The sequence below is a fragment of the Streptomyces sp. SAS_281 genome, assembly GCF_052542855.1.
The window spans coordinates 25,753-49,852 of record NZ_JBMNDO010000056.1; the positions used below are offsets into that span (position 1 = coordinate 25,753).

At 73.4% G+C, this 24,100-nt stretch carries 20 protein-coding genes; 10 read left to right on the top strand and 10 right to left on the bottom strand.

Annotation, left to right across the window (positions count from 1 at the left end; all coding sequences use genetic code 11):
• Positions 1 to 36: 36 nt before the first annotated feature.
• Positions 37 to 2,136, bottom strand: a complete 2,100-nt coding sequence (gene ligA, locus ACN6LM_RS21575; RefSeq protein ID WP_445067010.1) for an NAD-dependent DNA ligase LigA — start codon at positions 2,134 to 2,136, stop codon at positions 37 to 39.
• 236 nt (positions 2,137 to 2,372) lie between these two features.
• Between ligA and ACN6LM_RS21580 the strand changes: the two genes are divergently transcribed.
• The 3 genes from ACN6LM_RS21580 (at position 2,373) to ACN6LM_RS21590 (ending at position 5,125) form a co-directional block, all read left to right on the top strand.
• A complete protein-coding gene (locus ACN6LM_RS21580) occupies positions 2,373 to 3,353 on the top strand; it encodes a DUF1996 domain-containing protein (RefSeq protein ID WP_445067011.1) in 981 nt (326 codons plus the stop codon).
• Positions 3,354 to 3,426: 73 nt separating this feature from the next.
• A complete protein-coding gene (locus ACN6LM_RS21585) occupies positions 3,427 to 3,999 on the top strand; it encodes a DUF305 domain-containing protein (protein WP_445067012.1) in 573 nt (190 codons plus the stop codon).
• A 73-nt stretch (positions 4,000 to 4,072) separates the two neighbouring features.
• Positions 4,073 to 5,125: a LacI family DNA-binding transcriptional regulator gene (locus ACN6LM_RS21590; protein ID WP_445067013.1), complete on the top strand. Its 1,053-nt coding sequence runs from the start codon at positions 4,073 to 4,075 to the stop codon at positions 5,123 to 5,125.
• Here the strand turns inward: ACN6LM_RS21590 and ACN6LM_RS21595 are convergent, their stop codons facing one another.
• Positions 5,126 to 7,231, bottom strand: coding sequence for a phage holin family protein (locus tag ACN6LM_RS21595; RefSeq protein ID WP_445067014.1), 2,106 nt, complete (start codon positions 7,229 to 7,231; stop codon positions 5,126 to 5,128).
• Positions 7,232 to 7,314: 83 nt separating this feature from the next.
• Entirely contained in the window at positions 7,315 to 7,719 is a 405-nt protein-coding gene (locus ACN6LM_RS21600) for a hypothetical protein (RefSeq protein ID WP_445067015.1), read from the bottom strand.
• A gap of 226 nt (positions 7,720 to 7,945) precedes the next feature.
• Between ACN6LM_RS21600 and ACN6LM_RS21605 the strand changes: the two genes are divergently transcribed.
• On the top strand, positions 7,946 to 8,728 hold the full coding sequence (locus tag ACN6LM_RS21605; protein ID WP_445067016.1) for an MBL fold metallo-hydrolase: 783 nt from the start codon (positions 7,946 to 7,948) through the stop codon (positions 8,726 to 8,728).
• Entirely contained in the window at positions 8,725 to 9,351 is a 627-nt protein-coding gene (locus ACN6LM_RS21610; protein WP_445067017.1) for a DedA family protein, read from the top strand. Before ACN6LM_RS21605 ends, ACN6LM_RS21610 begins: the two co-directional genes overlap by 4 nt.
• Here the strand turns inward: ACN6LM_RS21610 and ACN6LM_RS21615 are convergent.
• The 3 genes from ACN6LM_RS21615 to ACN6LM_RS21625 are packed head-to-tail and all read right to left on the bottom strand — an operon-like array spanning position 9,299 to position 12,542.
• Positions 9,299 to 10,384, bottom strand: a complete 1,086-nt coding sequence (locus tag ACN6LM_RS21615; protein ID WP_445067018.1) for an MBL fold metallo-hydrolase — start codon at positions 10,382 to 10,384, stop codon at positions 9,299 to 9,301. The genes ACN6LM_RS21610 and ACN6LM_RS21615 overlap by 53 nt on opposite strands.
• Positions 10,385 to 10,420: 36 nt before the next feature.
• Complete coding sequence (locus ACN6LM_RS21620) at positions 10,421 to 11,671, bottom strand: aminotransferase class I/II-fold pyridoxal phosphate-dependent enzyme (RefSeq protein ID WP_445067019.1); 1,251 nt, start codon at positions 11,669 to 11,671, stop codon at positions 10,421 to 10,423.
• A 55-nt stretch (positions 11,672 to 11,726) separates the two neighbouring features.
• Positions 11,727 to 12,542, bottom strand: coding sequence for an IclR family transcriptional regulator (locus ACN6LM_RS21625; RefSeq protein WP_445067020.1), 816 nt, complete (start codon positions 12,540 to 12,542; stop codon positions 11,727 to 11,729).
• Between the two features lie 116 nt (positions 12,543 to 12,658).
• Here ACN6LM_RS21625 and ACN6LM_RS21630 point away from each other — a divergent pair, with 116 nt between their 5' ends.
• The 3 genes from ACN6LM_RS21630 to ACN6LM_RS21640 all read left to right on the top strand — a co-directional run bounded on the left by ACN6LM_RS21630 (position 12,659) and on the right by ACN6LM_RS21640 (position 15,553).
• Complete coding sequence (locus ACN6LM_RS21630; RefSeq protein ID WP_445067021.1) at positions 12,659 to 14,155, top strand: bifunctional phosphatase PAP2/diacylglycerol kinase family protein; 1,497 nt, start codon at positions 12,659 to 12,661, stop codon at positions 14,153 to 14,155.
• A 177-nt stretch (positions 14,156 to 14,332) separates the two neighbouring features.
• Positions 14,333 to 15,142: a class I SAM-dependent methyltransferase gene (locus tag ACN6LM_RS21635; protein ID WP_445067022.1), complete on the top strand. Its 810-nt coding sequence runs from the start codon at positions 14,333 to 14,335 to the stop codon at positions 15,140 to 15,142.
• A 57-nt stretch (positions 15,143 to 15,199) separates the two neighbouring features.
• Positions 15,200 to 15,553 carry a VOC family protein gene (locus ACN6LM_RS21640; RefSeq protein WP_445067023.1) on the top strand — a complete coding sequence of 118 codons (354 nt, stop codon included), beginning with the start codon at positions 15,200 to 15,202 and terminating at the stop codon, positions 15,551 to 15,553.
• Here the strand turns inward: ACN6LM_RS21640 and ACN6LM_RS21645 are convergent.
• Positions 15,550 to 16,086, bottom strand: coding sequence for an AAA family ATPase (locus ACN6LM_RS21645; RefSeq protein WP_445067024.1), 537 nt, complete (start codon positions 16,084 to 16,086; stop codon positions 15,550 to 15,552). The two genes, ACN6LM_RS21640 and ACN6LM_RS21645, sit on opposite strands and share 4 nt — an antisense overlap.
• Before the next feature lie 16 nt (positions 16,087 to 16,102).
• Positions 16,103 to 18,070 carry a DUF5107 domain-containing protein gene (locus ACN6LM_RS21650; RefSeq protein WP_445067025.1) on the bottom strand — a complete coding sequence of 656 codons (1,968 nt, stop codon included), beginning with the start codon at positions 18,068 to 18,070 and terminating at the stop codon, positions 16,103 to 16,105.
• 184 nt (positions 18,071 to 18,254) lie between these two features.
• Between ACN6LM_RS21650 and ACN6LM_RS21655 the strand changes: the two genes are divergently transcribed.
• Positions 18,255 to 18,590, top strand: coding sequence for a DUF6204 family protein (locus ACN6LM_RS21655; protein ID WP_445067026.1), 336 nt, complete (start codon positions 18,255 to 18,257; stop codon positions 18,588 to 18,590).
• Between the two features lie 440 nt (positions 18,591 to 19,030).
• Here ACN6LM_RS21655 and ACN6LM_RS21660 read toward each other — a convergent pair whose 3' ends face one another.
• Positions 19,031 to 20,056 carry a LacI family DNA-binding transcriptional regulator gene (locus ACN6LM_RS21660; RefSeq protein ID WP_445067027.1) on the bottom strand — a complete coding sequence of 342 codons (1,026 nt, stop codon included), beginning with the start codon at positions 20,054 to 20,056 and terminating at the stop codon, positions 19,031 to 19,033.
• Positions 20,053 to 22,452 carry a glycoside hydrolase family 2 protein gene (locus ACN6LM_RS21665; protein ID WP_445067028.1) on the bottom strand — a complete coding sequence of 800 codons (2,400 nt, stop codon included), beginning with the start codon at positions 22,450 to 22,452 and terminating at the stop codon, positions 20,053 to 20,055. The genes ACN6LM_RS21660 and ACN6LM_RS21665 overlap by 4 nt, the downstream gene beginning before the upstream one ends.
• 268 nt (positions 22,453 to 22,720) lie before the next feature.
• Here ACN6LM_RS21665 and ACN6LM_RS21670 point away from each other — a divergent pair, with 268 nt between their 5' ends.
• Positions 22,721 to 24,043, top strand: coding sequence for an ABC transporter substrate-binding protein (locus ACN6LM_RS21670; RefSeq protein ID WP_445067029.1), 1,323 nt, complete (start codon positions 22,721 to 22,723; stop codon positions 24,041 to 24,043).
• The last annotated feature ends 57 nt before the right edge of the window (positions 24,044 to 24,100 follow it).

Sequence of the window (24,100 nt, forward strand, 5' to 3'; positions counted from 1 at the left end):
AGGACGCGGCCAGGCCCTGCCCACGGCGCGCCCGGCTCAGGCGTCGACCGGCAGGAACTCCGCCATCAGCTCCGCGAACTCCTCCGGCGTCGCGATCCGCACCCCCAGCTCCTCCGCCTTGGTGCGCTTGGAGCCCGCCTTCTCACCGGCGACGAGCAGCGTCGTGCGCTTGGAGACGCTGGAGGAGGACCTGCCGCCGGCCCGCTCGACCAGCTCGTTCACCTGGTTGCGCGACAGCTTCTCCAACGCGCCCGTCATGGCCCCGGTGACCACCACCGTCATCCCGGCCAGCGGAGCGCCCTCGGCACCGGCGGCCGTCTCCTCGTCGGCCTCCTCGCCCGGCGCGGGCGGCGCGGTCGCGCCCGGTTCGGTCATGTTCACCCCGGCGGCGACCAGCTTGTCGATGAGTGGGGCGAGCTCGGCCAGCTCCGCGACGACGCCGGCCGCCTTCTCCTTGCCTATGCCGTCGACCCGCTGCAACTCCTCCTCGCCGGCGGCCCGGATCCGGTCCATCTCGGCGAAGTAGCGGGCGATCCGGCGGGACATGGAGCGCCCGGTGCCGCGCACACCGAGGGCGCAGAACACCCGGGAGAGCGGTTGCGAGCGGGCCGTGTCGATGGCGGCCAGCAGATTGTCGGTGCTGGTCTCCCCCATCCGGTCGAGCGTGAGCAGCTGTTCGCGCTCCAGCATGAACAGGTCGGCGAAGTCGGTGACGAGACCGGCGTCGACCAGCTGGACGACCCGGGTCGTGCCGAGCCCTTCGATGTCGAGCTGGTCGCGCCCGGCGGCGTACGAGACGGAGGCGACGATGCGGCAGTCACGGCCCCGCACACAGCGCCAGCGCTGCTCGCTGCTGTCGATCTCCGAACCGCACTGGGGGCACGCCTCGGGGAAGACGACGGGCTGCTCGTCACCGGTGCGCAGATGGGCGACGGGCGCCTCGATGCGGGGGATGATGTCGCCCGCCTTGTAGACCATCACGTGGTCGCCGATGCGCAGGTCCCGTCGGGTGATGTCGGCCGGGTTGTGCAACGTGGCGTAGCCGACGGTCGAGCCGTCGATCTCGACGGGTTCCAGCACGGCGCGCGGCGCGATGATGCCGGTGCGGCCCACGTTCCACTCGACGCCGAGGAGGCGGGTGACCTTCTCGACGGCGGGCAGTTTGTAGGCGATGGCCCAGCGCGGGGCCCGGGAGCCGGAACCCGCGTCGCGCCGGTCGGCGGCCAGGTCCGCCTTGACGACGATGCCGTCGATCCCGAACGGCAACGCGGCGCGCAGCGCGGCGACTTCCTCGATCCGGGCCTGGACCTGCTCGACGGTGGCGGCGGTGCGCGGCGCGACCTGCGTATCCGCGGCGGTGTGCACGCCCAGTTCCGCGACCCGGGCGAGCACCTGGCTGTGCGGCAGCTCGGCGAGCTCGTCCGCCACTGCGCCGGAGTCGGGCAGCGGCAGGGCGCCGTACGCGAAGAACGTCATCTCCACCGTGTACGCGCGGTCCTTGGCACGCAGGGTGCCCGCGGCGCCGTTGCGCGCGTTGGCGAAGGGGGCGCCGCCGTGCTCGGTGCGGACCGTGTTGGCCCGCTCGAACTGCTCGGTGGTCATCAGGATCTCGCCGCGTATCTCGATCGTGACCGGCTCCGCGAGCCGCGCGGGGAGCCCGACGACGGTCCCGATGGCGTGGGAGACGTCTTCACCTGCGGTGCCGTCGCCCCGGGTGATCAGCCGCTCCAGGCGGCCCTCGCGGTACCGAGCGGCGACCGCGAGCTCGTCGAGCTTCGGCTCGACGCTCCACGCGGTGACGGGCCGTCCGATCCGGCGCTCCAGCGATGCGGTCCAGGTGGCGAACTGCTCGGCCGAGAAGACGTTGTCGAGGGAGAGCATCGGCACGGTGTGCGGCACGTCCCCGACGGCGGCGCCGCCCGCCACCTTGCCGGTCGGCGAGGCGGGCAGCACCTCCTGCGGATGGTCCCGCTCGTACGCGGCGATGCCCCGCGCCAGGCGGTCGTAGGCGTCGTCGTCGAGGGTGCTCTCGCCCGTGGCGTAGTAAGCGGCGGCGGCCTGGGCGGCATCCTCGACGGCGGCGGCGTAGGAGGCGTGGTCGGCGAGCACGACTGCTGAGTTCGTCATGCCCTTCATCCTGCCGCCCACCACTGACAACGCCGCGGCCGAAGAAGCCTGGGAGAGCGCTCTCCCAGGCCTGGCGCCCGAGGTTTTGGGCGCCTGTCACGAGAGAGAGCGCTCTCCCGTACAGAAACCCCGGAGGACACCGTCACCGACCGGCCATCGAAGGCCCGTCGGCTGTATTGACATGCACCGAACACGCTCCTACGTTCCCTTGGCAGAGAGCGCTCTCTCACCTGATCAGACCGCCCATGATCAGGGCACATCCCCCCACCACTTCCCTGAACAGGAGTGCCGTGCTCTTCTTCCGTCAACGCAGCAACGGCGAGGACCGCCACCGCAGACCCCCATCGCCCCGGCGGTACCGCACGGCGGCACTCGCCGCCGCGGCGCTCGCCCTGACCCTCCTTCAGGCCACCACCGGCAGCGCGTCCGCCGGCACGGAGGCCCCCGCGCCCAAGGCCGCCGCCGACGTGGTCCGGGTGGCCGAATTCCTCGCCGAGTGCCCGTACACCCACCGGGCTCCCGACGACCCGATCGTCTTCCCCGGCCTGCCCGGCGCCTCGCACATGCACAGCTTCTTCGGCAACGACTCCACGAATGGCCACTCCGACCTGGCCTCGCTGGAGAAGGCCAGGAGCACCTGCTCACCCGACATCGACCTGTCGTCGTACTGGGTGCCCACCCTGTACAACGGCGACAAGGAGGTGGAGCCCACCGGCACCACGTTCTACTACCTGGGCGAGGGCGTCCGGGACGACGTCATCCGGCAGATCAAGCCCTTCCCCCGGGGCCTGAGGATCGTCGCGGGCAACGCCAGGGCGACCGGGCCGAACGACAACACGATCTCGCGCTGGTCGTGTCTGCACCACGGCGAGGTCAACCCGTCGCACGACTTCGTCAACTGCCCGGCCGACGCGATGCTGGAGTCGTACCTCGACTTCCCGCAGTGCTGGAACGGCAAGGACCTCGACTCGCCCGACCACAAGAGCCACATGTCGTACCCGGTCAACGGCGAGTGCCCGGCCACCCACCCGGTCCCGGTACCCAAGCTCCGCCAGGTGCTGCGGTACCCGGTCAACGGCGACCCGTCCAGGTTCCGCCTGGCGTCCGGTCCCGGCTACACGATGCACGGCGACTTCTTCAACGTGTGGCCCGAGGCCGAACTGGCGCAGCGCGTGCGCGACTGCATCAACGCCATCATCAAGTGCGGGGCCGACGGCACCCCCTGACGCGTCCCCCGTACCCCCATCGCCCGTCCGGGGCCCCGCGCCCCGGACGGGCCTTCCCCCGAGGGAGCCCGCGATGAAGGCGGTCCGCCGCGCGGCGACGCTCGCCCTGCTTCTCCTCCTGGCCGGCTGCGGCACCCCGGCGGCCGACCCGGGATCCACTCCCCCGCCCGCCCCGTCCGCCACCGGCGCCCCCGCCGATCCGACGGACGCCGCCTGGGTCCAGCTGATGACCCCGATGAACAAACAGGCCGTGGAACTCCTCTCGCTCGCCGCCGACCGTTCCGGCGACGCCGGTGTACGGCGCTGGGCGGCGGGGCTGCGCGCCGCCCAGAACGGTGAACTGGCCCGGCTGCGCCCGCTGCTGACCCGGATGGGGCTCCCTGACACCAATGTGCACGAGGGCCACGACATGCCGGGCATGGTGACGGCCGGCGACCTGGCACGGGCCCGCGCGCTGAGGGGCGCGGCCTTCGACCGGTTCCTGGTGGACCGGATCGGGGGCCATCTGCGCCAGACCGCCCAGGTCTCGCGCTCGGAGACCGGGGCCGGCACCCGGCCGGACGCCAAGCGGCTCGCGGCCGCCCTGGTCTCCGCCCGCCGGACCGAACTCGCCCGGCTGCCCGGCCTGTCCGGCGCTCCCGGCTGACGGCCGGGCCGACGCAACCCGAGGCGCCCGGGGCCGTTGCCCCGCCGGTCGTACCACCCGGTATAAAGACTGCATGCCTGCCGACGTGCCGCCGCCCGCCCGTCCGGTGACCTTGGAGGACGTCGCCGGTGTGGCCGGGGTGTCACGGGCGACGGTGTCCCGGGTGATCAACGGCGCGACCACCGTGGACCCGGCGCTGCGGCGGACCGTGGAGGCGGCGGTGGACGCCACCGGTTACGTCCCCAACCGCGCGGCCCGTTCGCTGGTGACCCGCCGCACGGACTCGATCGCGCTGGTCGTCTCGGAGCGGGAGCGGCGCACCGTGCCAGAGCCATTCGTCGGCCGGATGTTCTCCGACCCCTACTTCGGGCGGGTGGTCACCGGTCTCCTGGAGGTGCTGCGTCCGGCGGGCATCCAGCTGGTCCTGATGCTGGCCGACGACCAGGAGTCGCGCGACCAGTTGCTCTCGTACCTGCGCCACGGTCACGTCGACGGGGTGGTGCTCATCTCGTCGCACGCGGACGACCCGCTGCCCGGGCTGCTGCACGGGACCCGGCTGCCCGCCGTGCTCGCCGGGCAGCCGCGCAGGCCGACGCCGCTCACCTACGTCGAGGCGGACCAGCGGGCCGGGGCGCGGCTGGCCGCCGACCATCTCGCCGCGCTGGGCCGCCGCCGCATCGGCACGGTGTCGGGCCCGCAGGACATGCCGGCCGGTCAGGCGCGGCTCGCCGGGTTCCTGGACGCGCTCGCCTCGCACGGCATCCACGACGTGGTGACCGCCGAGGGCGACTTCACCCATGCCGGGGGCGCGGCGGCGATGCGGCGGCTGCTGGCGGAGCGTCCGGATCTGGACGCGGTGTTCATCGCCTCGGACCTGATGGCGCTGGGGGCCGTGCCCGTGCTGCTGCGGGCCGGGAAGGAGGTCCCGGACGATGTCGCGCTCGTCGGGTTCGACGACAGCAGCGCGGCGCTGGCCTGTGATCCGCCGCTGACCACGGTCCGGCAGCCGGTGGAGGAGATGTCGGCGGAGATGGCCCGGCTGCTGCTCGGGCAGATCGGCAAACCGGCGGACCCGCCCCCGTCGGTGATCTTCCATCCCACGCTCGTACGCCGGCAGTCGGCCTGATCAGGCGCGGCCGGCCTGTTCGTCCGGCTGCCCGTCCGGCCGCACCGGCACCTGGGGCCCCGACGCCTCCTGGAGCCAGTGTCTGAGGACCCGGTGCACGGCCTCGGCCCCGACGAGTTCGGCCGGGCGCCCCCCGTCCTCGCCGGTGACGGCGTCCAGCGGGTCCGTCATGGTGCGCGGCCACAGCAGGAACGGCCGCGACTGCTCGCCGCCCAGGCCGCCGTGCGAGCCGATCTGCTCCTCGAAGGCGTGCACGGTGCCGGTGGCGGGGTCGTACATGGAGTTGACCATCACATCCGCGACGTGCGTGAAGGTGTCCGTCCGCCGGATCGCGTCCGCGGCGCCGGGGCCGTACACGGCCAGCGGCCCCTGCCCGTCGGCCAGATCCGCCACGGGCACCCGTACGCCGTCGCGGGCCAGCACCACCGAGCCGTGGCGCTCGCTGCGGACGAGCAGGAAGCCGATGCCCGGGTGGTTGGCGAGCGTGGAGAGCAGCGCGGGGTGGCGGCGCTCCAGCTGTTCCTGGGACGCGCGGCCCTCGATGTCCGGGAAGGAGATCAGGCCGAGGTTGCCGGAGGCCAGGACTATCGGGTCGGAGGGGACCGCGACGTGCTCGTCCTGGCCCCCGGCGACCGGCCGGTGCAGGGCGATGCGGACCGCGTCGCGCGCCTCGGAGGCGCTGCGGGTGCGCTGCGCGCTCCGGGGCACGGGCAGTCCGCTGCCCGCCCGGACCAGGTCCTTGAGGGTCAGCCCGTACGCCCCTGCGAAGGTGGCCCCCGGGCTCTGGCCGTGGTCGGACAGGAGCACGATCCGGTAGGTGCGGGGGGCCTGCTCGGCGACCTTGGCGATCAGGGCGAGCGCCCGGTCGAGGCGGGCGAGCACCTTCTCCGCGTCCCGGCTGCGCGGTCCGGAGTGGTGCGCCACCTCGTCGTACGCGACGAGGTCGGCGTAGACGGCGGTCCGGCCGGCGAACATGTCGCCGATGACGGCGGCGACCACCACGTCGCGTTCCACGACGGTGGCGAAGGCGCGGATGAAGGGGTAGAGCCCGCCGCGCTTGATGCGGGGCGTCTCCTTGCGGAGGCGGGAGCGGGTCGACTGGGCGATCTCCCGGCAGACCTCGGCGGCGAAGGAGCCGGCGGTGCGGACGGCGTTGGCCGGGTCGGAGAAGTAGGCGAAGTACCCGGCCCGTGAGCGGCGGCCCTTGCCGAGTCTGGCGGCCATCGAGAGGACGAGCGCGAGCTGGGCGGCGCCGCCGCTGAAGAGGTTGCCCCGGCTGGCGCCGTCAAGGGTGAGCAGCCCGCCGTCCCGGGTGCGGGCGACGGCCCGGCGCTGGAGTTCCAGTGCGCTCGCCGGCTTGCTGGAGACCATGACGAGGCCGGTCTCCTTCTCGTACCAGCGGAAGGCGGGTACGTCGTGGTTGCTGCCGTGCAGGATGCCGAGCTGGCTGGCGCCGGTCTGGCTGGACCAGTCGGTGCGCCAGGGCAGGAGCCGGTGTCCGCCGGGTTCGGCCAGCCAGTGGGCGACGGTCGGCATGACACCCCCCGCGGCCGCCGCGACGAGGGCGTCGTGGCCGACCCCGTCGAGCTGGATGAAGACGGTGCCCGGCGGGGCGCCGCCCGCCTCGCCGCCCGTGCCGCTGCGCCGGCGGCGCCGGTCGGCCAGGCGGGAGAGGCGGCGCCGGTAGGCGTTGTCGTCGCGCACGGCGAGAGCGGTGGAGGTCGCGGAGGCGACGGCGGACATCACGGCCGCGACGGCGACCGCGGTCTCCGGGGCGGCGGCGCCGCGGCCGTCCGGTATGAGCCGAAGCGCGATCAGCAGCAGTGAGCCGTTGAGGAAGAAGACGAGCGCGCCGAGGACGAGGGCGGGGACGATGAGCAGGGCCCGCACCAGCACGGGCCAGACCAGCGCGGAGAGCAGTCCGAAGGCGCCCGCGCCCCAGGCCGCGGTGAAGGCGGTCTTGGTGATGCTGTCGCCGTCGGCGGACTGGAGCCTGAAGTCGGGGAGGATGCCGGCGAGCGCGAGCATGGTGAGCGTCGAGACGGCCCAGACCGCGATCACGCGCATCAGCGCGGCGCCGGTCCGCCGCCATCGTCCGTCGCCCACGCTGTCGTCACCTCACGTCCGGGCCCTGCCGTTCCGGGCCCCGCCCCAGGATTTCACAGCGGGCCGGACGGCCCCGCGGCCGGTCAGCAGCCGTCGTATCCCGCGGTCGGCATGGAGAGGCGGCGGTGCACGCCGGCCTTGCCGTCGGCGGTGTAGGACGGCTCGGCGAGTCCGGCGATCTCCAGGCGTACGCCGCGCCTCTCGCACTCGGCGGTGAACTCCGGCACCGAGGCGAGGGCGCTGGCGAGGACCCGGTCGCAGGGGGCGACGAACAGCTCGACCTCGCCGCTCTCGATGTCGGACCAGAGCGCCGGGTGGTCGGGGCGCAGACCGTAGAGGCGCAGCTGCCGGGTGACGACATAGCCCTGGTCGGCTGCCCAGCGGGCGCACATGGCGTGCTGGCCCCGGGTGTCCACGAGGAACGGATCGCTGTCCAGTTCCTCCAGCGGCGTCAGGCTGGCGATGGCCGCCACGCGTACGTCCCCCATGGCCCGTCCTTCTCCCCGTGCTCGTCGTTCCCCGACCCTATGTGCCCGTACGTGCAGGCCGAGGGAGCGTTCCGGGGCGGTGAGGGGGCGCACGGGGGCACGGGCCCCGGCCGGTGATCCACGGCTGCGCCGGGGTACGCGGGCCGCCCGGGTACGACTGGCCGTAGGCTCGTCCGGGCAGGTGTGGAGGGGGCCGAAGGGTCCGGTGAGCAGAAGGAGGCGTCTCGTGCCGGTGGAGATCACCTGGTGGGGTCATGCCACATGCACGATCGAGGACTCCGGGGTCCGCTTCCTCACCGATCCGGTGTTCGTACGGCGCTTCGCGCATCTGCGGCGACGCCGCGGCGAGCTGCCGGGTCCGGACGCGGCCGTGGCCGACGTGGTCCTCATCTCGCACCTGCACTCCGACCATCTCCACCTGCCGTCGCTGGCGCGCGTCGCCCCGGGGGCGCGGGTGGTCGTGCCGCGCGGTTCGGTGCGGTCGGTGCCGGGGCTGCGGCTGCTGCGCCGGGTGCGCGGTCTGCGGATCACCGAGGTGGTCGCGGGCGACGAGGTGACGGTGGGCGGGGTGCGGGTCCGGGCGGTCCCGGCGCTGCACGACGGCCGGCGCCTGCCGCTGGGCCCGCACCGCTCGCCGGCGCTCGGTTACGTGGTGGAGGGCGCGGCACGTACGTACTTCGCCGGGGACACCGGGCTCTTCGACGACATGGCGCGGGCGGTCGGCCCGGTGGACGTGGCGCTGCTGCCGGTCGGCGGCTGGGGGCCCTACCTGGGCCACGGGCACCTGGACGCGGGGCGGGCGGCCCAGGCGCTGACCCGGCTGCGGCCGCGCGCGGCGGTGCCGGTGCACTACGGCACGTACTGGCCGATCGGGATGGACGGGGTGCGGCCGCACGAGTTCCACGCGCCGGGCGAGGAGTTCGTACGCAAGGCGGCGCTGGTGGCGCCGGAGGTCGCGGTGCACCGGCTGGCGCACGGCGAGCGGGTGCGGCCGGAAGGCAGCGCGTGATCGAGTTCCTGCGCCAGGCGGCGCAGCTGCCCGCCGAGGCGACGCAGCAGGCGGTCGGCTATCCGTCGCTCTTCCTGCTGGTGGCGCTGGGTGCGCTGGTGCCGGTGGTGCCGACGGGCGCGCTGGTGAGTTCGGCGGCCGTGGTGGCGTTCCACCAGTCGTCGCCGTTCTCGCTGCTGGTGGTGTTCGCGGTGGCGTCGTCGGCGGCGTTCCTCGGGGACATATCCCTGTACTGGCTGGGGCAGCGGGGGGTGCGGTCGAAGAACGGGTCGCGGTGGCTGCGGGCCATCCGGGACCGGGCGGCGCCGGAGCGGCTAGAGCAGGCGCAGCACAAGCTGGACGAGCACGGGGCCACGGTGCTGGTGCTGTCCCGGCTGGTGCCGGCCGGGCGGATCCCGGTGATGCTGGCATGCCTGCTGGGCCGGATGGAGCTGCGGCGGTTCGCCCGGGGCGATGTGCCGGCGTGTCTGGCCTGGGCGGCGACGTACCAGCTGATCGGCATCCTGGGCGGCTCGCTGTTCCCCGAGCCGTGGCAGGGGGTGGTCGCGGCGGTGGGCCTGACGCTGGTGATCAGCGGGGCGCCCGCGGTGTGGCGCCGGACGCGGGCGTGGTGGGCGCGCTGACGCCGGGCGGCCCCAGCAGGCGGGAGCCGCCGATGGGCAGGTCCCAGAGCCGGTCGCGGGGGTGTCCGGCGCCCTGCCAGGCGGTGCGCAGCCGGGTGAGGGGTTCGAGGACCGGCTCGGCGGACAGCAGGAAGGTCGCCCAGTGCATGGGGGCCATGGCGTGGGCGCCGAGGTCTTCGTACGCCTGCACGGCCTCCTCCGGGTCCGCGTGGACGTCGCCGAGCCACCAGCGGGGCTCGTACGCGCCGATCGGCAGCAGGGCGAGGTCGATGCCGGGGTGGCGGCGGCCGATCTCGGCGAACCAGTGGCCGTATCCGGTGTCACCGGCGAAGTAGATCCGGCTGCCGCCACCCGGCCCGGTGGTGTCCTGGACGACCCAGCCGCCCCACAGCGAGCGGCAGGTGTCGGTGAGGGTGCGCCTCGACCAGTGGTGGGCGGGTACGAAGTCGAAGCGGACGCCGTCCAGCTGGGCGGACTCCCACCAGTCGAGCTCGGTGACGTTGCCGAAGCCCCGGCGGCGGCACCACTGGCCGAGTCCGGCCGGGACGAACAGCGGGGTGCCGCGGGGCAGCCGGCGCAGGGTGGGGGCGTCCAGGTGGTCGTAGTGGTTGTGGCTGATGACGACCGCGTCGACGGACGGCAGGTCCGCCCAGCGGACCCCGACCGGTGTGATGCGGGCCGGGGTGCCGAGGATGCGGCGGGACCAGACGGGGTCGGCGAGGACGGTGAGGCCGCCGGTGCGGATGATCCAGCTGGCGTGGCCGGCCCAGGTGACGCACGCGGCACCCGCCGGGACCGGCGGCAGGGGTCCGGGGGCGTAGGGCAGGCGGTGGATGTGGCGCAGGCCCTCCGCGTTGGGCCGGATGGCGTGCTCGCGGGCCAGCCTGGACATGCCGCGGACGCCGGGGAGCGGGGCGGTGAGCCGGTCGGCGAAGCTGCGGGGCCAGGTACGCACCTCGCCGAGGGGGCGCGGGGTGACGACCTCGCCGCAGGACACAGGGGGTGCGACCGGGGTCTCGGTCTGGTCGGTCATCGGGGCTCCCGTCCAGGAGGGCGCCGGCGCGGTGGGTCAGCGCGGTGCGTCGAGGGCTGCTCGGAAAATGCTCAGCGCTGCCGCGATGTGCGGCAATTCGAGCGGGTCCGGGGCGGTGAGCGCTTCGGCCTGCCGCTCCGGGTCCGTGCCGAGGAGCGAGCCGGTGCCCAGGCGGACCCGTAGCGCGCCGAGTTCGTCGCCGAAGCGGTGGCCGCCGGGGGCGGGGGTCCCGAGCCGGGCGGACAGGAACTCCTCCAGTTCGAGCGAGTCGTTGACGCCCCGGGCGGCGAGCCGGGAGCGGAGCGGGCCGAGGTCCGCGTAGAGATGGCGGCCGGCTTGCGGGGGCCGGGCGAGGGCGCCCCAGCCGAGGACGGCACGGTGCGCCTCGGTGGCGAGCCGGGCGTGCAGGGCGGCGGCGAGCCTGGCGCGTCCGGTCACGGCGTCCGGTTCGCGCAGGGCGTGGGCGGCGGCCGCCGCGACCGGTCCGGCGACGGAGGCGCCGAGCGCGGTGAGGACGTCGAGCGTACGGGCGTGGCGGGCGGCGGAGCGGGCGGTGCCCGGGAACCGGGCGACGGCGACCGGCCAGGCGGCGGGGGCCAGCGCCCCGTACAGACCGGAGACCACCGTCACGTCGTCGGGGCACATCTCTGCCGGGCTGACCAGGACCGTGTCGTGCGGGCGGTGCACGGTGTCGCGCCAGGTCTCGTCGCTGACGATGTGCAGCCCCTCGTCCACGGCGGCCTCGCACGCCTCTCGCACGAGTTCCGGCGGGGCGACCGTGGCGGTGGGGTCGTCGGCCACCGAGAGCAGCAGCAGCCTGGGACGGCCGCCCTCGGCGCGCACCCGCCGCACGGTTTCGAGGAGGGCGTAAGGGTCGGGCACTCCGCCGCACTCGGCGGGCGTGGGTACCTGGTAGGCGGGCCGGCCGAGCAGCCTGGCCTGCGGGATCCAGGAGGCGGGGCAGGGGCGCGGCAGCAGCACGTCTCCCCCGTGCGCGGCGATCAGGGCGAGGAGCAGCGGCGCGGTGCCGGGTGCCGCCGCGACGCGCTCGGGGCCGCCGCGCAGTCCGCGCCGGTCCCAGTAGGCGCAGGCGGCCTCGCGCAGGGCGGCCGATCCGCCGGCGGGTTCGGGGGCGGCGCGGCCGGCGGCGGAGGCCAGCACCTCGGCCAGTTCCGGCAGCACGGGCAGTCCCGGCCAGGGGGCCGGCGGCCCGTACCGTACGGGGCCCCGGTCCTCCCGGACCGCGTCCGTGCCGCGCTCGTGCCGCCCGGTCCGCTCCCGGCCCATCGGGCCTCCTTCGCCGCCGCCCGCCACTCAGCCCCGCCGTTCGCCCTCCGGACCTTTATACGAGGGAACGGGGCGGGGCGCCCGGTGGCTCGGTGGCTCGGACCGTGCCGCGGTCGTGTCCGAGGCGGACCGACAGCTCGTCGGCTCCTTCGAGGGCGAGGTCGGCGAGTTCCCGTTCGCGCTCCTCGGTCCAGCGGATCATCGGGACCGACACGGAGAGCGCGGCGACGACCCGCCCCGACCGGTCGTGCACGGGGGCGGCGACACAGCTGACCCCCGGGTCGGACTCCTGGTGCTCCGTTGCCACGCCTCGTTCCCGTACGGCGTCGAGGGCGGCCCGCAGCTCGCGCTCGCCGGTGAGGGTGTGCGGGGTCAGGGCGGCCGGTTCCAGGCCGTCGAGCCGGGCGTCGAGTTCCGGGGCGGGCAGTGAGGCGAGGAGCATCTTGCCGGCGGACGTGCAGTGGGCGGGCAGCCGGTGGCCGGCCGCCGCCACCGTGCGGACGGCGTGGGTGGAGTCGGCCTGGGCCACGCAGACGGCGTCGGTGCCGTCCAGGATCGCCACGTGCACGGACTCGCCGCACCGCTCGGCGACGCGCCGGGCGACCTGGCGGCCTTCGGCGGCGAGGTCGAGCTGTTCGGCGTACCGGCTGCCGAGCTGGTAGGTGCGCACGCCCAGCCGGTAGCGGCCGGGCCGGTCCGGTTCCGTGACCAGGTACGACCGGGCGGCGAGCGTGGTGAGCAGCTCGTGGACGGTGGTGCGGGGCAGCTGGAGCTTGCGGGTCACCTCCGGGGCGGACAGGGTGCCGTCGCCCTGGAGGAAGAGTTCGAGCACGTCGAGCGCCCTGGTCACCGCGGGGACGAGTCGCCCCATGGTCGTGCACCCCCCTCTCCTGTCCGGCGCCCAGGCCGGTGACCGGTATGACGATCACAGGCTACCGTCGGCGTGGCTGCTGGTTCGGGGCGGCGATGCGGGGTATCCGCTGACGCATGTCGTCAGCGAGCAATGCTTCCGTCCCGTCCCGGATCGCCGGGCTGCGCGACCGGTTCCACCGGCGCGATCTCGCCGTGTTCCAGAATCTGGCCCAGCGGCACTGGCCGGCCGCGGGGCCGGTGCTGCCCCGCCTGAGCCGCAGCGCCAATCACGGGCTCCTGTGGTTCGGGGCCGCGGCCGGCATGGCCGCCTTCGGGGGCAGTGCGCGGGCCCGGCGGGCCGCGCTGCGCGGGATCGCCTCGCTCGCGGTGGCGTCGGCGGCGATCAACACGGTGGGCAAGGGGGCGGTCCGCAGGCAGCGGCCGATCCTGGACGCCGTGCCGGTGATACGGCAGCTGAAGCGGCAGCCGGTCACCACGTCGTTCCCGTCGGGGCACGCCGCTTCGGCGGCCGCGTTCGCCACCGGCGTCGCGTTGGAGTCGCGGGGCTGGGGGGCGGTCGTCGCGCCCGTCGCGCTGTCCGTGGCGGCGTCCCGCGTGTACACCGGGGTGCACTACCCGAGCGATGTGCTGGCGGGCGCGGCGCTGGGCGTGGGGGCGGCGTTCGCCCTGCGCGGGGTGATACCGACCAGGGGACAGCTGCCCGCGCCGGGCAGACCGCCGGCCGACGCCCCCGCCCTGCCCGGGGGCCGGGGCCTGGTGGTGGTCGCCAACCAGGAGTCGGGGACGGCGACCGCGACCGCCTCGCTGATCAGGAGCGCGCTGCCGGAGGCGGAGATCGTGGAGTGCCCGCCAGGCCGGCTCGCCTCGGAGCTGGCGCAGGCCGCGGACCGGTGCACGGCGCTGGGGGTGTGCGGCGGGGACGGCACGGTCAACCTGGCGGCGTCCGTGGCGGTGGAGCACGAGGTGCCGCTCGCGGTGTTCCCCGGCGGGACCCTCAACCACTTCGCGTACGACCTGGGCATCGAGACCGTCGCCGACGCCTGCTCCGCGCTCGTCGCCGGCAGTGCGGTCCGGGCGGACCTGGGCAGGTTCCGGCCCGGCCCCGACGGCGGCGACGGGTACTTCCTGAACGCCTTCAGCCTGGGCGTGTATCCGGAGCTGGTGCGGATGCGGGAGCGCTGGTCGCCCCGGATCGGCGGCTGGCCGGCGGGCGTGCTCGCGGCCCTGCACGTACTGCGCGGCGAGCGCCCCCTGGAGGCCGAACTCCAGGGCCGGTGCCGTCCGTTGTGGCTGCTGTTCATCGGCAACGGGTTGTTCCAGCGGGTGGGTCCGGCGCCCGGGCGGCGGCACAACCTCGCCGACGGGCTGCTGGACGTCCGCGTGGTGCACGGCGGCCGGACGCCCGGCCTCAGGCTGCTCGCGGCGGCGGTCGCGGGCCCGCTGACCCGCTCCCCCATGCACGCGGCGGTGCGCCGGCAGCGGGTGCGGGTCTCCGGCCTCAAGCCGGGGACACCGTACGCGTACGACGGTGAAGTGGCGCACAGCGAGGAGGAGTTGCTGATCGACAAGGTGCCGGAGGCGCTGACGGTGTACTGCCCGCGGCCGGCGTAGCGACATTCGGGCCGGGAGGCCGACGAGGGGCGGTCGACGTGGCGTCGGCCGCCCTTTCGCACGCCCGGCGATTGTCCACATCGCAAGATACCCATCTCATTATTCGGCGGCAGGCTCTACGGTGGTCCTGTCGGACAGCGCTTTCGCGGTTCGCGTTTCGAGAGAGGATGCACGGCCATGCCGAAGGAGACCGCCGTCTACACCCACGGCCACCACGAGTCGGTGCTGCGCTCGCACCGGTGGCGCACCGCCGCCAACTCCGCGGCCTACCTCGTCGGCGAACTGCGCCCGGGCCTGGACGTGCTGGACGTCGGCTGCGGCCCGGGCACCATCACCGCGGACCTGGCCGCGCTGGTCGCCCCGGGCCGGGTGACCGCCGTCGACACCACCGACGACATCCTGGCCCAGGCGGCCGGGACCGCCGCCGAACGCGGCCTGGACAACGTGGAGTTCGCCGTCGCGGACGTCCACGACCTGGATTACCCCGACGACTCCTTCGACGTAGTCCACGCCCATCAGGTCCTCCAGCACGTCGGTGACCCGGTTCAGGCACTGCGCGAGATGCGCCGGGTGTGCCGCCCCGGGGGCGTCGTCGCGGCGCGCGACAGCGACTACGCGGCGATGACCTGGTTCCCCGAGTCGCCGGGCATGGACCGCTGGGCGGACCTGTACGGCCGGGTGGCCCGCGCCAACGGCGGCGAGCCGGACGCCGGACGCCGGCTGCTGTCCTGGGCGCGGCGGGCCGGGTTCACCGACATCACGCCCACGGCGGGCTCGTGGTGTTACGCGACGCCGGTGAACCGGGCCTGGTGGAGCGGGCTGTGGGCCGACCGTACCGTCGGATCGGCGTACGCGAAGCTCGCGGTGGACGGCGGGCACGCCACGGCGGAGCAGCTGGCGGAGATCGCGGAGGCGTGGCGCGCGTGGGGCGCGCAGGACGACGGCTGGTTCATGGTGCCGCACGGCGAGGTGCTCTGCCGCGTCTGAGCACGGCCGGTGCCGAAGGGATCACATGGCGGCGGGCGGCCAACTAACCTGGCCGCCATGGAGATCCTGGGAACCACGCTGCGTATCTGCGTCGACGACCTGGAGGGCGCGGTGGCCTTCTACGAGCGGCTGACGGGCGCTCGGGCCCTCCGCTTCGAGCGCGGCGGGGTGTCCGTCGCCGCGATCAGCTGCTTCCTGCTGATGAGCGGCCCCGAATCGGAGCTGGAGATCCTGCGCAAGGTCACCGCGACCATCGCCGTGAAGGACGTGGACGAGGCCCACGCGTCCCTGACCCGGGTCGGCGCCCGCGTCATCGCGGGCCCGGTCCCGACCCCGGTCGGCCGCAACCTGATCGCGGTGCACCCGGACGGCTCGGTCTTCGAGTACGTCGACCGCAACGTGCCGGTCTAGCCAAGACCCGTCCGCTCCAGCACCTGGGCGGCGAGCTCCGCGGTGGACAGCTCGCCGTCCAGCACCACGGTGTCCTCCCGCAGACTGCCCACCGCCGCCACGCAATCGGCGATCCGCGCCTTCCCCCAGCGCCGCGCCGCCTCGTCGCGCTCCGGATCGTCAGGCATCAACACGCGTGCTTCCAGCCGCTGTTCGAGTACGGGCGCCGAGACGACGAGGAAGAAGTGGCGGACCGGGACGCCCGCCTTCTCCAGGGCCCCGAAGATCTCGTCGGCGTACTGTCGGCGGACCACGGTCATCGGCGCGAGGACCGGCCGCCCGTACTCCTCGACCAGCCCCTGCGCGAGCGAGGCCACCTGTCTGCGCCACAGCGGGATGTTCTGGAAGTCGCCGCCCGGCACCTCCACGATCTCGCGCAGCAGGAAGCCGACGTGCTCCGGGTCAAGGACGAGGGCGTCCGGCAGCCTGCGGTGCAGCTCGGTGACCAGCGTCGTCTTGCCGCTGCCGAAGGCCCCGTTGATCCAGATGATCATGTGGTTCCCGCTCCTGTCAGGCGCGCGGGCGCATGCGGTAGTCGTACGCGTCGGGCAGCGGCTCGTCCGTGATCCGGTGCCACACCTCCTCAAGGATCTCCGCACCCTCGCGCAGGTCGGCCACCTCGAAGCCCGCGTCGAACACGGCCTTCGCGGCGTCCTTCCGGCCCTCCGCGATCAGCAACTGGGCCTCCAGCAGCCGGAACCGGCCGCGTGCCCGGACCTCCGGGGGCAGCCCCGTCCACACCGCGCGGGCGGCCTCGGCGCGCCCCGCCGGGAGAAGCGCCTCGAACGCCTCACGGCCCAGCGCTGCGGTGGCCGCGGTCCACGCCTCGTCGCCGTCGCGGCGCTCCGCGCACAGCCCGTCGAACGCCTCCGCGTAGTACTCCGCGGCCAGTTCGCGCTGGCCGCTCACCAGGGCGGCGACGGCCAGGCAGCGCAGCAGCGGCCAGCAGGAGGCGGCCGCGGCCAGACCTCGTTCCCAGCTACGGACCGCCTGGGCACGGTCGCCGGCGTGCCACTGCGCGATGCCGAGGTGGTATTCGGTGTGCGGTTCGGCCGGGGCCGTCTCCAGCATGTCCCGCCAGTGCCAGGAGACCAGGGTGGGCCCGGGGACCGCCCCCTCGGGGCCGGGGAACGCGCCCTGCTCCAGCAGTTCGAGCCAGGGGGCCTGCTCCTCCCCCAGCGTGTCGTCGGTGAAGGGCGTGCCGGGCAGGTCGTACCGACCGCGCCGCACCTCCAGGGCGCCCCAGCCCGAGCCGGTGGCGAGGCGTTCGCCCGGTTCGGCGTCGGCGTGGGCGCGCCAGGCGGTGTACGCGGCGTCCACATCCGCGCGCGGCAGGGCGTCCGCGAGCCGCCGCTCGGTCTCGGCGCGGGCCGCCGCCCAGTCGTCGCCGTGCACGACGGCGGGATCGGCGGCGAGCGGCCCGTACGACTCCAGCCAGCTGAACTCGCCGCCCGGTTCCAACGGGATGTGTTCGAGCTGGGTGCGGGCCAGTCCGGCCTGGATCTCCGTGTAGCCGCCGGTGCCGGGCTCGGTGAGCCATTCCTGCCAGCGCCGCCCGCCGCAGCCGCTGCCCCAGAGGAAGAGTTTGCGGCCCCGCAGCAGATCGGTGGAGGTCTGGACGAGCCCGCGGCCCTGCTCGTCCAGGGCGGCGATCCAGCGGCGGGCGCCGTCGGGCACCTCGTAGAAGTAGTCGGCGGGGTATTCGCCGCGCAGCGGGTAGGTGCGGTCGGTGCCGCCGCTCCCGGGGACCGTGACCCGGGTCAGGGCGCGCTCGTACCCGAAGTGCCACGCCTCGTCGGCCGGGGAGATCACCCGGGTGCCCGCGTCCTCGGGAACGGCGGTGCTGGACCACCAGTAGACGGGCGCGGGCTGCTCGTGCGGGTTGCGTATCCGTACGCCGACATGCAGGAACGCGGAGTCGGCGGGGAGCCACAGGTCCACCTGGAACGGCAGGTCGCGCAGCCGCTCCCACTCCCAGAGCCGGACCATCTCGCCGCCGTCGGGCGCCGGGACGAGCGCCGCGTGCACGGGGGCGCAGGAGAGCGTGGTGTGTCCGGTGGCGCCGATGTTCCACTCGACGCCACCGGAGAACCAGGCGCCGTTGAGCGCGAAGTCGGCGGGCTGGAGGACCGGGTTGGCGTAGACGAGGTCGCGGCCGGACGGCTTGTGGACGAGGGAGTGGATCCGGCCGCCGAGTCCGGGCAGCACGGTGACGCGCAGGTGGTCGTTCTCGATGACGATCGCGTCGAGGTCCGTGGGGGTGCGCTCGCGCCCGTAGCCGTCGAGGAGGCGGACGGGCAGGACGGTGGTCAGCGGGGCGTGGCCGAGCTGGCGGGCCATGTCGCGCGGGAGCCCGGTCCGGTCGCGGTCGTCGATGACGTGCGTCTCGTCCAGCGGCCGCAGCGCGGGCAGCGGGTTCTCCGGCCCGGTCGCCGCCGCGGGCAGGGTCAGGACGGCACGTCGTACGGTGGTGGCCAAGGCAACCTCGCTCCCTCGCGCGGGCCGCCACAGGTCCGGGCGCCCCCCGATGACCATGCAACACGCCGGTCGCCGCCCCGACAAGGGGTGTCTCGGCGCCCGGAATTCCGTTTCCGTCCCGCTCCCGGCCCCCGTACGCTCCCTCCGGACACGTACGCGGCAGTCGAGAGGGACAGCGCAACAGATGAGTACGCAGCACACCTACCGGGTGATCGTGCGCGGCACGTTCGAGGACCTGCCGGACGCGGCGCGCGAGCGGCTGCTGGCCGAGGTCGAGGAGCACGGCCTCGCGGCGATGCAGTTCACCGAGGAGGGGTCGCTCACCTACGACCGGGTCCTCAAGCACTTCAGCTTCCGCTATGTGGTGGTCTCGGACGCCGAGGACGGCGAGGAGATGGCCGGCGCGATCGCCGAGGACCGGGCGCAGACGGCGCTGCGCGAGGCGGGGTACGGGCACGGGGAGCTGCGGTCCACGGCGACGGACATGGACACGATGAAGATCAACTACAAGCGCCGGTGACGTGGGGCCGCGCGCCCCGGAGGCCCGGGACGCGCGGCGCGCCGCTGCTGGGGCGTGTTTCGAAAGGAGCGCCGTCCGCCCGCGGGGCGGGCCGGGCGGCGTCCGGTGCTTCCCCGAGTTCCCGGCTTCGCTCGCACAGGGGAGACCCCGCTTCTCGGCGTGCCGGCCGCAATCCCTCGTACTGGATGTACGTGGGATCGCGGCCGGTGCGGCGAGCGTGCGTGCCCGGCGCCGCCCAGCAGACGGGACTTTCGAAACCCGCTCCAGGGCGTGTTTCGAAAGGAGCGCCGTCCGCCCGGAGGGCGGGGCCGGCGGCGTCCGGTGCGTGCGATCGCAAGGCGGAGGGTCGCCCCGATACCGGGTGTATCGGGGTGATCCCGACAACGCGGCGAGCGTGCGTGCCAGGCGTCGCCGGACAGGCGGGACTTTCGAAACACGCTCTAGTGGGGCGCCGGTGCCGTGGAGCCCCTGGGCGTCAGGGACGGGGTCGGCACCTGCAGGGAACCGCTGTGCTTCCCCTCTGTCAGGGCGAACAGGGTGCGGGCCACCTCGGCACCGAAGTGGTGGACGTCGTGGCTCATCGCCGAGAGGGTGGGATGCGTGATCCGGCACAGCTGGGAGTCGTCCCATGCCAGCAGTGACACGTCGTCCGGGACGACGAACCCCATCTCCGCCGCGACACCGGCCCCCGCCACCGCCATGATGTCGTTGTCGTAGACGATCGCGGTCGGCCGGTTGGCCGCCAGGAGCAGGGAACGCGTGGCGCGGGCACCTTCCCGCTCATCGAACCCCGTTGCGATCTGGGTCCCCTGCTCCAGGCCGAGCTCCCGGACCGTGGCGTCGAACGCCTGCGTCCGGATCGCGCTGTGCCCGAACCCGGCCGGACCGCCGACGCGTGCCAGTCGCCGGTGTCCGAGGGCGGCCAGATAGCGGACGGCCTCGGCCGTCGCCGTGGCGTCGTCGGTCCAGACCGCGGGGAACGAGCCGGTGAGCGACGGATGGCCGACGGCGACCGCCGGCAGTCCGATGGCCTCCAGCGCCGGGACCCGCGGATCGTCGGCCCGGAAGTCCACGAGGACCGCGCCGGCGATGGTCTGGCTGCGCCACCAGGTCCGGTACAGCTCGATCTCCTCCTCGACATCACGCACCAGGCGCAGGAGCAGGGAACAGGACCGTTCGGCGAGCACGGCCTCGATGCCCGAGATGAAGTCCATGTAGAAGGGCTCAAGGCCGAGCAGGCGGGCCGGGCGGCACAGCACGAGGCCGATGATGTCGGCCCGCCGGCCCGAGAGACTGCGCGCCGTCTGGTTCGGCGCCCAGCCCAGCTCCCGGGCGGCCGCGAAGATGCGTTCCCGGGTCGCGTCCGAGACGCCGGGCTTGTGATTGAACGCCAGGGAGACCGCACCCTTGGAAACGCCCGCCAGGGCGGCGACGTCCTTGATGGTCACGCGGACCGGAACGCTCACCGCTCGCCCACGCAGAACAAGGCTGCCCGGACGTCGTCCGCGGTGACGTCGCCGCACCCGTCGACCCGGATACGGACCTGCTCCCCGGCCAGCAGTGTGGTGAGGCCCCGGTCCGCAGTGGCGCCGGGGGCGAGCCGGTCCGCCTGAAGGAGAAGATCCCTGATGAGTGTGTGTGCTATGACCACCACGTGGACGTTACCACTGCCGTCAGGACCGGGCTCCACGACGACGTCGAAGGCCGGCCGCCGGTAGGCGAACTCCTTGTCGGGGACGGGGAAGAAGGTGGCGCGCAGTCCGTCGGCGTCGGCGACGAGGAACTCCTTGGTGCTGAGTCCGGCCGGCGCCAGCCCGGCGGGGACGGGGAGCCGGACGACGGAGCGGGCGGCGACCGTCACTTCCTGCACGCCCCGGCCCGTGGTCGCCCCGTCGGCCTCGACGCGGCGCAGGGCCACCTCCGTGCGCCAAGGCGTCGCCGACTGGTTGACCACGGCGAGCACCGGCCCCTGGTCACCGGGTTGCAGGGTCAGCAGGCGGTCGGCGTAGACACGGCGCAGCTCGTGGTGGAGCGGCTTGAGGCGGCCGTCCCCGTCGACGGCGGCCCAGGAGCTGACCGGCCAGCAGTCGTTGAGCTGCCAGACGACGGTGCCGGCGCAGACCGGCCAGTGGGAGCGCCAGTGCTCGATGCCGGCGGCGACGGCACGGGCCTGCACGACCTGGGTCAGGTAGTGCCACCGGTCGAAGTCCCCGTCGGGCAGGGCGAAGTGGCGGGCGACTCCGCGGTCCAGCTTGCCGTTTCCGTCCTCGGCCTTCTGATGGTGGAGCATGCCGGGCGAGTCGGGCGCCAGCTCCTCGCCGGGGAGGGCGCGCCGGAGCGTGGCCATCGTGGGCGGGGCCTGCCAGCCGAACTCGGAGACGAACCGGGGGACGTTCGCCCGGTACTCGGCGTAGTCCTGACGGTTCCACACCTCCCACGAGTGGTACGTGCCGTGGGCCGGGTCGTTGGGGTGGTGGTCCCACGATCCCGACCAGGGGCTGCCCGCGCAGTAGGCGCGGGTGGGATCGAGTTCGGCCACTACGCGGGGCAGCAGCCCCAGGTAGTAGCCCTCGCCCCAGGAGTCACCGGCGAGTTCGGGCTCCCAGCCCCAGTCGCGGAAGCCCCACAGGTTCTCGTTGTTCCCGTTCCACAGGACCAGGCTGGGGTGCGGCATGAGTCGGACAACGTTGTCACGCGCCTCGGCCTCGACCTCGCCCCGCAGGGGCTGCTCCTCCGGGTAGGCGGCACAGGCGAAGAGGAAGTCCTGCCAGACCATGAGACCGAGTTCGTCGCAGGCGTCGTAGAACGCCTCGTCCTCGTAGATGCCACCGCCCCAGATGCGGACCAGGTCGACGTTGGCGTCGGCCGCCTGCCGCAGCCGGGCGCGGTAGCGCTCGGGAGTGACGCGTGAGGGGAACACGTCGTCCGGAATCCAGTTGACGCCCCGGGCGAAGACGCGTTCGCCGTTGACGACGAGGGTGAAGCCGGTGCCGTGCTCGTCGGGCGCGCGGTCCAGCTCGACGGTGCGGAAGCCGATCCTCCGCTGCCAGGTGTCCAGCGCCCCTTCCTCGCCGTACAGGGTGACGTGCAGGTCGTAGAGGGGCTGGTCCCCGTAGCCGCGCGGCCACCAGAGCCGGGGTTCGCCGACCGCCAGCCGCACCACGGCTTCGTCGCCCTCGAAGCGGACCTCCGCCTCCTCGCCGGCCACCGCGGCCCGCGCCCGCAGCACGGCGGCGGCCCCGGACTCCGTGCGCTCCACCCGCAGCCTCACCTCCACGGCCCCCCGGCCCCCGTCGACGGTGACCAGTGGGCGAACGGTGGCGAAACGGGCGGTCGACCAGTGCTCCAGCCGCACGGGCCGCCAGATGCCGGCGGTCACCAGGGTCGGGCCCCAGTCCCAGCCGAAGCTGCACGCCATCTTGCGGATGTACTGGAACGGCTCGGGATAGACGTTGGGCCGGTCACCGGTGACCGCCCGCACGGACTCGGCCTCTTCGTAGGCGGAGGCGAAGCGCACTTCCAGACGGCCCTTCAGACCAGTGGCATCGAACCGGTAGGTGCGGTGCATGTTCCGGGTGGATCCGAGCTCCCGGCCGGCGAAGGTGATCCGCGCGGCGGTGTCGAGACCTTCGAAGACGAGGTCGGTGCGCTCGTGCGGGCTGTCATGGGAGACCTCGGCCTCATACGTCCACGCCCGTCGGCCGACCCAGGCGGCCTCGGTCTCGTTCCGCTGGAGGAAAGGGTCCGGGATGAGGCCCGCGGCAAGCAGGTCCGTGTGGACGCAGCCGGGGACCTGGGCGGGCAACAGCGCCTCGTCATGGCGCAGATTCCAGCCTTCGGCGAGCGGGGTGATGTCCTTCATGGTGCGGCTCCAATCGGCCCAGTGCGCACGCTGACAGATGTTCGACGCCGCACAACCTAACCCGCTGATCGCACACTGTCCATAAACCGGTCTAGTCACGGGTTGGCAACGCCCGCACTGCAACGCACCCCTCTCACCTGCAACTACTCGCACAGAGGTAACGATTCCGCATCGCAGACGAAACAATGGCTTTACCGGTTCACCTCCGCCCTGCCATAGTGCCGACATCCGGCGCAGACCCGAGCCGCCGTCCGAAGGAGTTGGGCACATGGGGAAGACCAGGACACTCACAGGTGCGTTTCTGGCCATCGCGACACTGACCGCCACGGGTTGCAGTGGCAGCGGCACGCCGTCCACCGAGACCGCCTCCGCCCCCGCGGACGCGAGCACGGCGAGTGGCACGATCACGGTCCTGACGCAGCGGACGGACCTGATCAAAAGCGGGGCCATGAAGGCCTACGCGGCGGAGTTCAACAAGGTCTACCCCAAGATCAAGGTCAAGTTCGAGGGCCTCACCGATTACGAGGGTGAAGTCAAGATCCGAATGAACACGGACAAGTACGGCGATGTCCTGATGATCCCGGCGGCGGTGGCGAAGAACGACTACCCCAAGTTCTTCGCGCCGCTGGGCCCGTCCATCGAGATGGCCGGCAAGTACCGCTTCAGCGACAAGTCGGAGGTCAACGGCAAGACCTACGGCATCGCCCAGTTCGGTACGGCCAACGGCTTCGTCTACAACAAGGCCCTCTGGAAGAAGGCCGGCATCACCGCCTGGCCCAACTCTCCGGAGGAGTTCCTCGCGGACCTCAAGGCGGTCAAGGCGAAGACCGGGTCGACCCCGTACTACACCAACTTCAAGGACGGCTGGCCGCTGGTCCAGTGGTCCGCCAACATCGGTTCCGTCAGCTGCGACAAGGAGGCCGACAACAAGCTGGCGGGCGCCGTCTCGCCCTGGAAGGCGGGCAGCGAGCTCGGAGTGATCGACAAGCTGCTCTTCGACATCGTCAAGGACGGGCTCTCGGAGAAGGACCCCAGCACCACCAACTGGGAAGCGTCCAAGAGCAAGCTCGCCAAGGGTGAGATCGGCTCCATGATGGTCGGTTCCTGGGCGATCTCGCAGATGCGGGACGCCGCCGAGAAGGCCGGCGGGAATCCCGACGACATCGGCTACATGCCCGTTCCCGTCCAGGAGGACGAAGGGCAGCAGTGCGCCACGCTCGTCTCGGACTACCAGCAGGCCGTCAACATCCACTCCGACCACAAGGAAGCGGCCCGGGCCTGGATCGACTGGTTCACCGAGAAGTCCGGCTACTCCGCCAAGGAGGGTGCCGTCCCCACCCTGAAGTCGGCCCCCATGCCCGGCACGCTCAAGGAGTTCGTTGACAACGATGTCATCTTCGTCGAGCGCTCGGAGCGCAAGACGGGTGCGGTGAACGACATCGACAACGCCGCCGAGATCGGCCTCAACAAGCCCGACTACCGGCAGAAGCTGATCGACATCGCCCGCGGGGCGCAGAAGGGCAGCGTCGAAAGCTACTTCGGCGAGCTGAACAAGAAGTGGAACGACGCCGCGAAGACCGCCGGTTCCTGACCCGGCGCGGGGGGGGGGGGGGGGGGGGGGGGGGGGGGGGGGGGGGGGGGGGGGGGG

What these genes read in the sequence shown, in the direction of transcription:
- ligA (WP_445067010.1), bottom strand. Translation starts at nt 2,136, where the DNA reads ATGAAGGGCATGACGAACTCAGCAGTCGTGCTCGCCGACCACGCCTCC.
- ACN6LM_RS21580 (WP_445067011.1), top strand. Translation starts at nt 2,373, where the DNA reads ATGATCAGGGCACATCCCCCCACCACTTCCCTGAACAGGAGTGCCGTG.
- ACN6LM_RS21585 (WP_445067012.1), top strand. Translation starts at nt 3,427, where the DNA reads ATGAAGGCGGTCCGCCGCGCGGCGACGCTCGCCCTGCTTCTCCTCCTG.
- ACN6LM_RS21590 (WP_445067013.1), top strand. Translation starts at nt 4,073, where the DNA reads ATGCCTGCCGACGTGCCGCCGCCCGCCCGTCCGGTGACCTTGGAGGAC.
- ACN6LM_RS21600 (WP_445067015.1), bottom strand. Translation starts at nt 7,719, where the DNA reads ATGGGGGACGTACGCGTGGCGGCCATCGCCAGCCTGACGCCGCTGGAG.
- ACN6LM_RS21615 (WP_445067018.1), bottom strand. Translation starts at nt 10,384, where the DNA reads ATGACCGACCAGACCGAGACCCCGGTCGCACCCCCTGTGTCCTGCGGC.
- ACN6LM_RS21620 (WP_445067019.1), bottom strand. Translation starts at nt 11,671, where the DNA reads ATGGGCCGGGAGCGGACCGGGCGGCACGAGCGCGGCACGGACGCGGTC.
- ACN6LM_RS21625 (WP_445067020.1), bottom strand. Translation starts at nt 12,542, where the DNA reads ATGGGGCGACTCGTCCCCGCGGTGACCAGGGCGCTCGACGTGCTCGAA.
- ACN6LM_RS21630 (WP_445067021.1), top strand. Translation starts at nt 12,659, where the DNA reads ATGTCGTCAGCGAGCAATGCTTCCGTCCCGTCCCGGATCGCCGGGCTG.
- ACN6LM_RS21635 (WP_445067022.1), top strand. Translation starts at nt 14,333, where the DNA reads ATGCCGAAGGAGACCGCCGTCTACACCCACGGCCACCACGAGTCGGTG.
- ACN6LM_RS21640 (WP_445067023.1), top strand. Translation starts at nt 15,200, where the DNA reads ATGGAGATCCTGGGAACCACGCTGCGTATCTGCGTCGACGACCTGGAG.
- ACN6LM_RS21645 (WP_445067024.1), bottom strand. Translation starts at nt 16,086, where the DNA reads ATGATCATCTGGATCAACGGGGCCTTCGGCAGCGGCAAGACGACGCTG.
- ACN6LM_RS21655 (WP_445067026.1), top strand. Translation starts at nt 18,255, where the DNA reads ATGAGTACGCAGCACACCTACCGGGTGATCGTGCGCGGCACGTTCGAG.
- ACN6LM_RS21665 (WP_445067028.1), bottom strand. Translation starts at nt 22,452, where the DNA reads ATGAAGGACATCACCCCGCTCGCCGAAGGCTGGAATCTGCGCCATGAC.
- ACN6LM_RS21670 (WP_445067029.1), top strand. Translation starts at nt 22,721, where the DNA reads ATGGGGAAGACCAGGACACTCACAGGTGCGTTTCTGGCCATCGCGACA.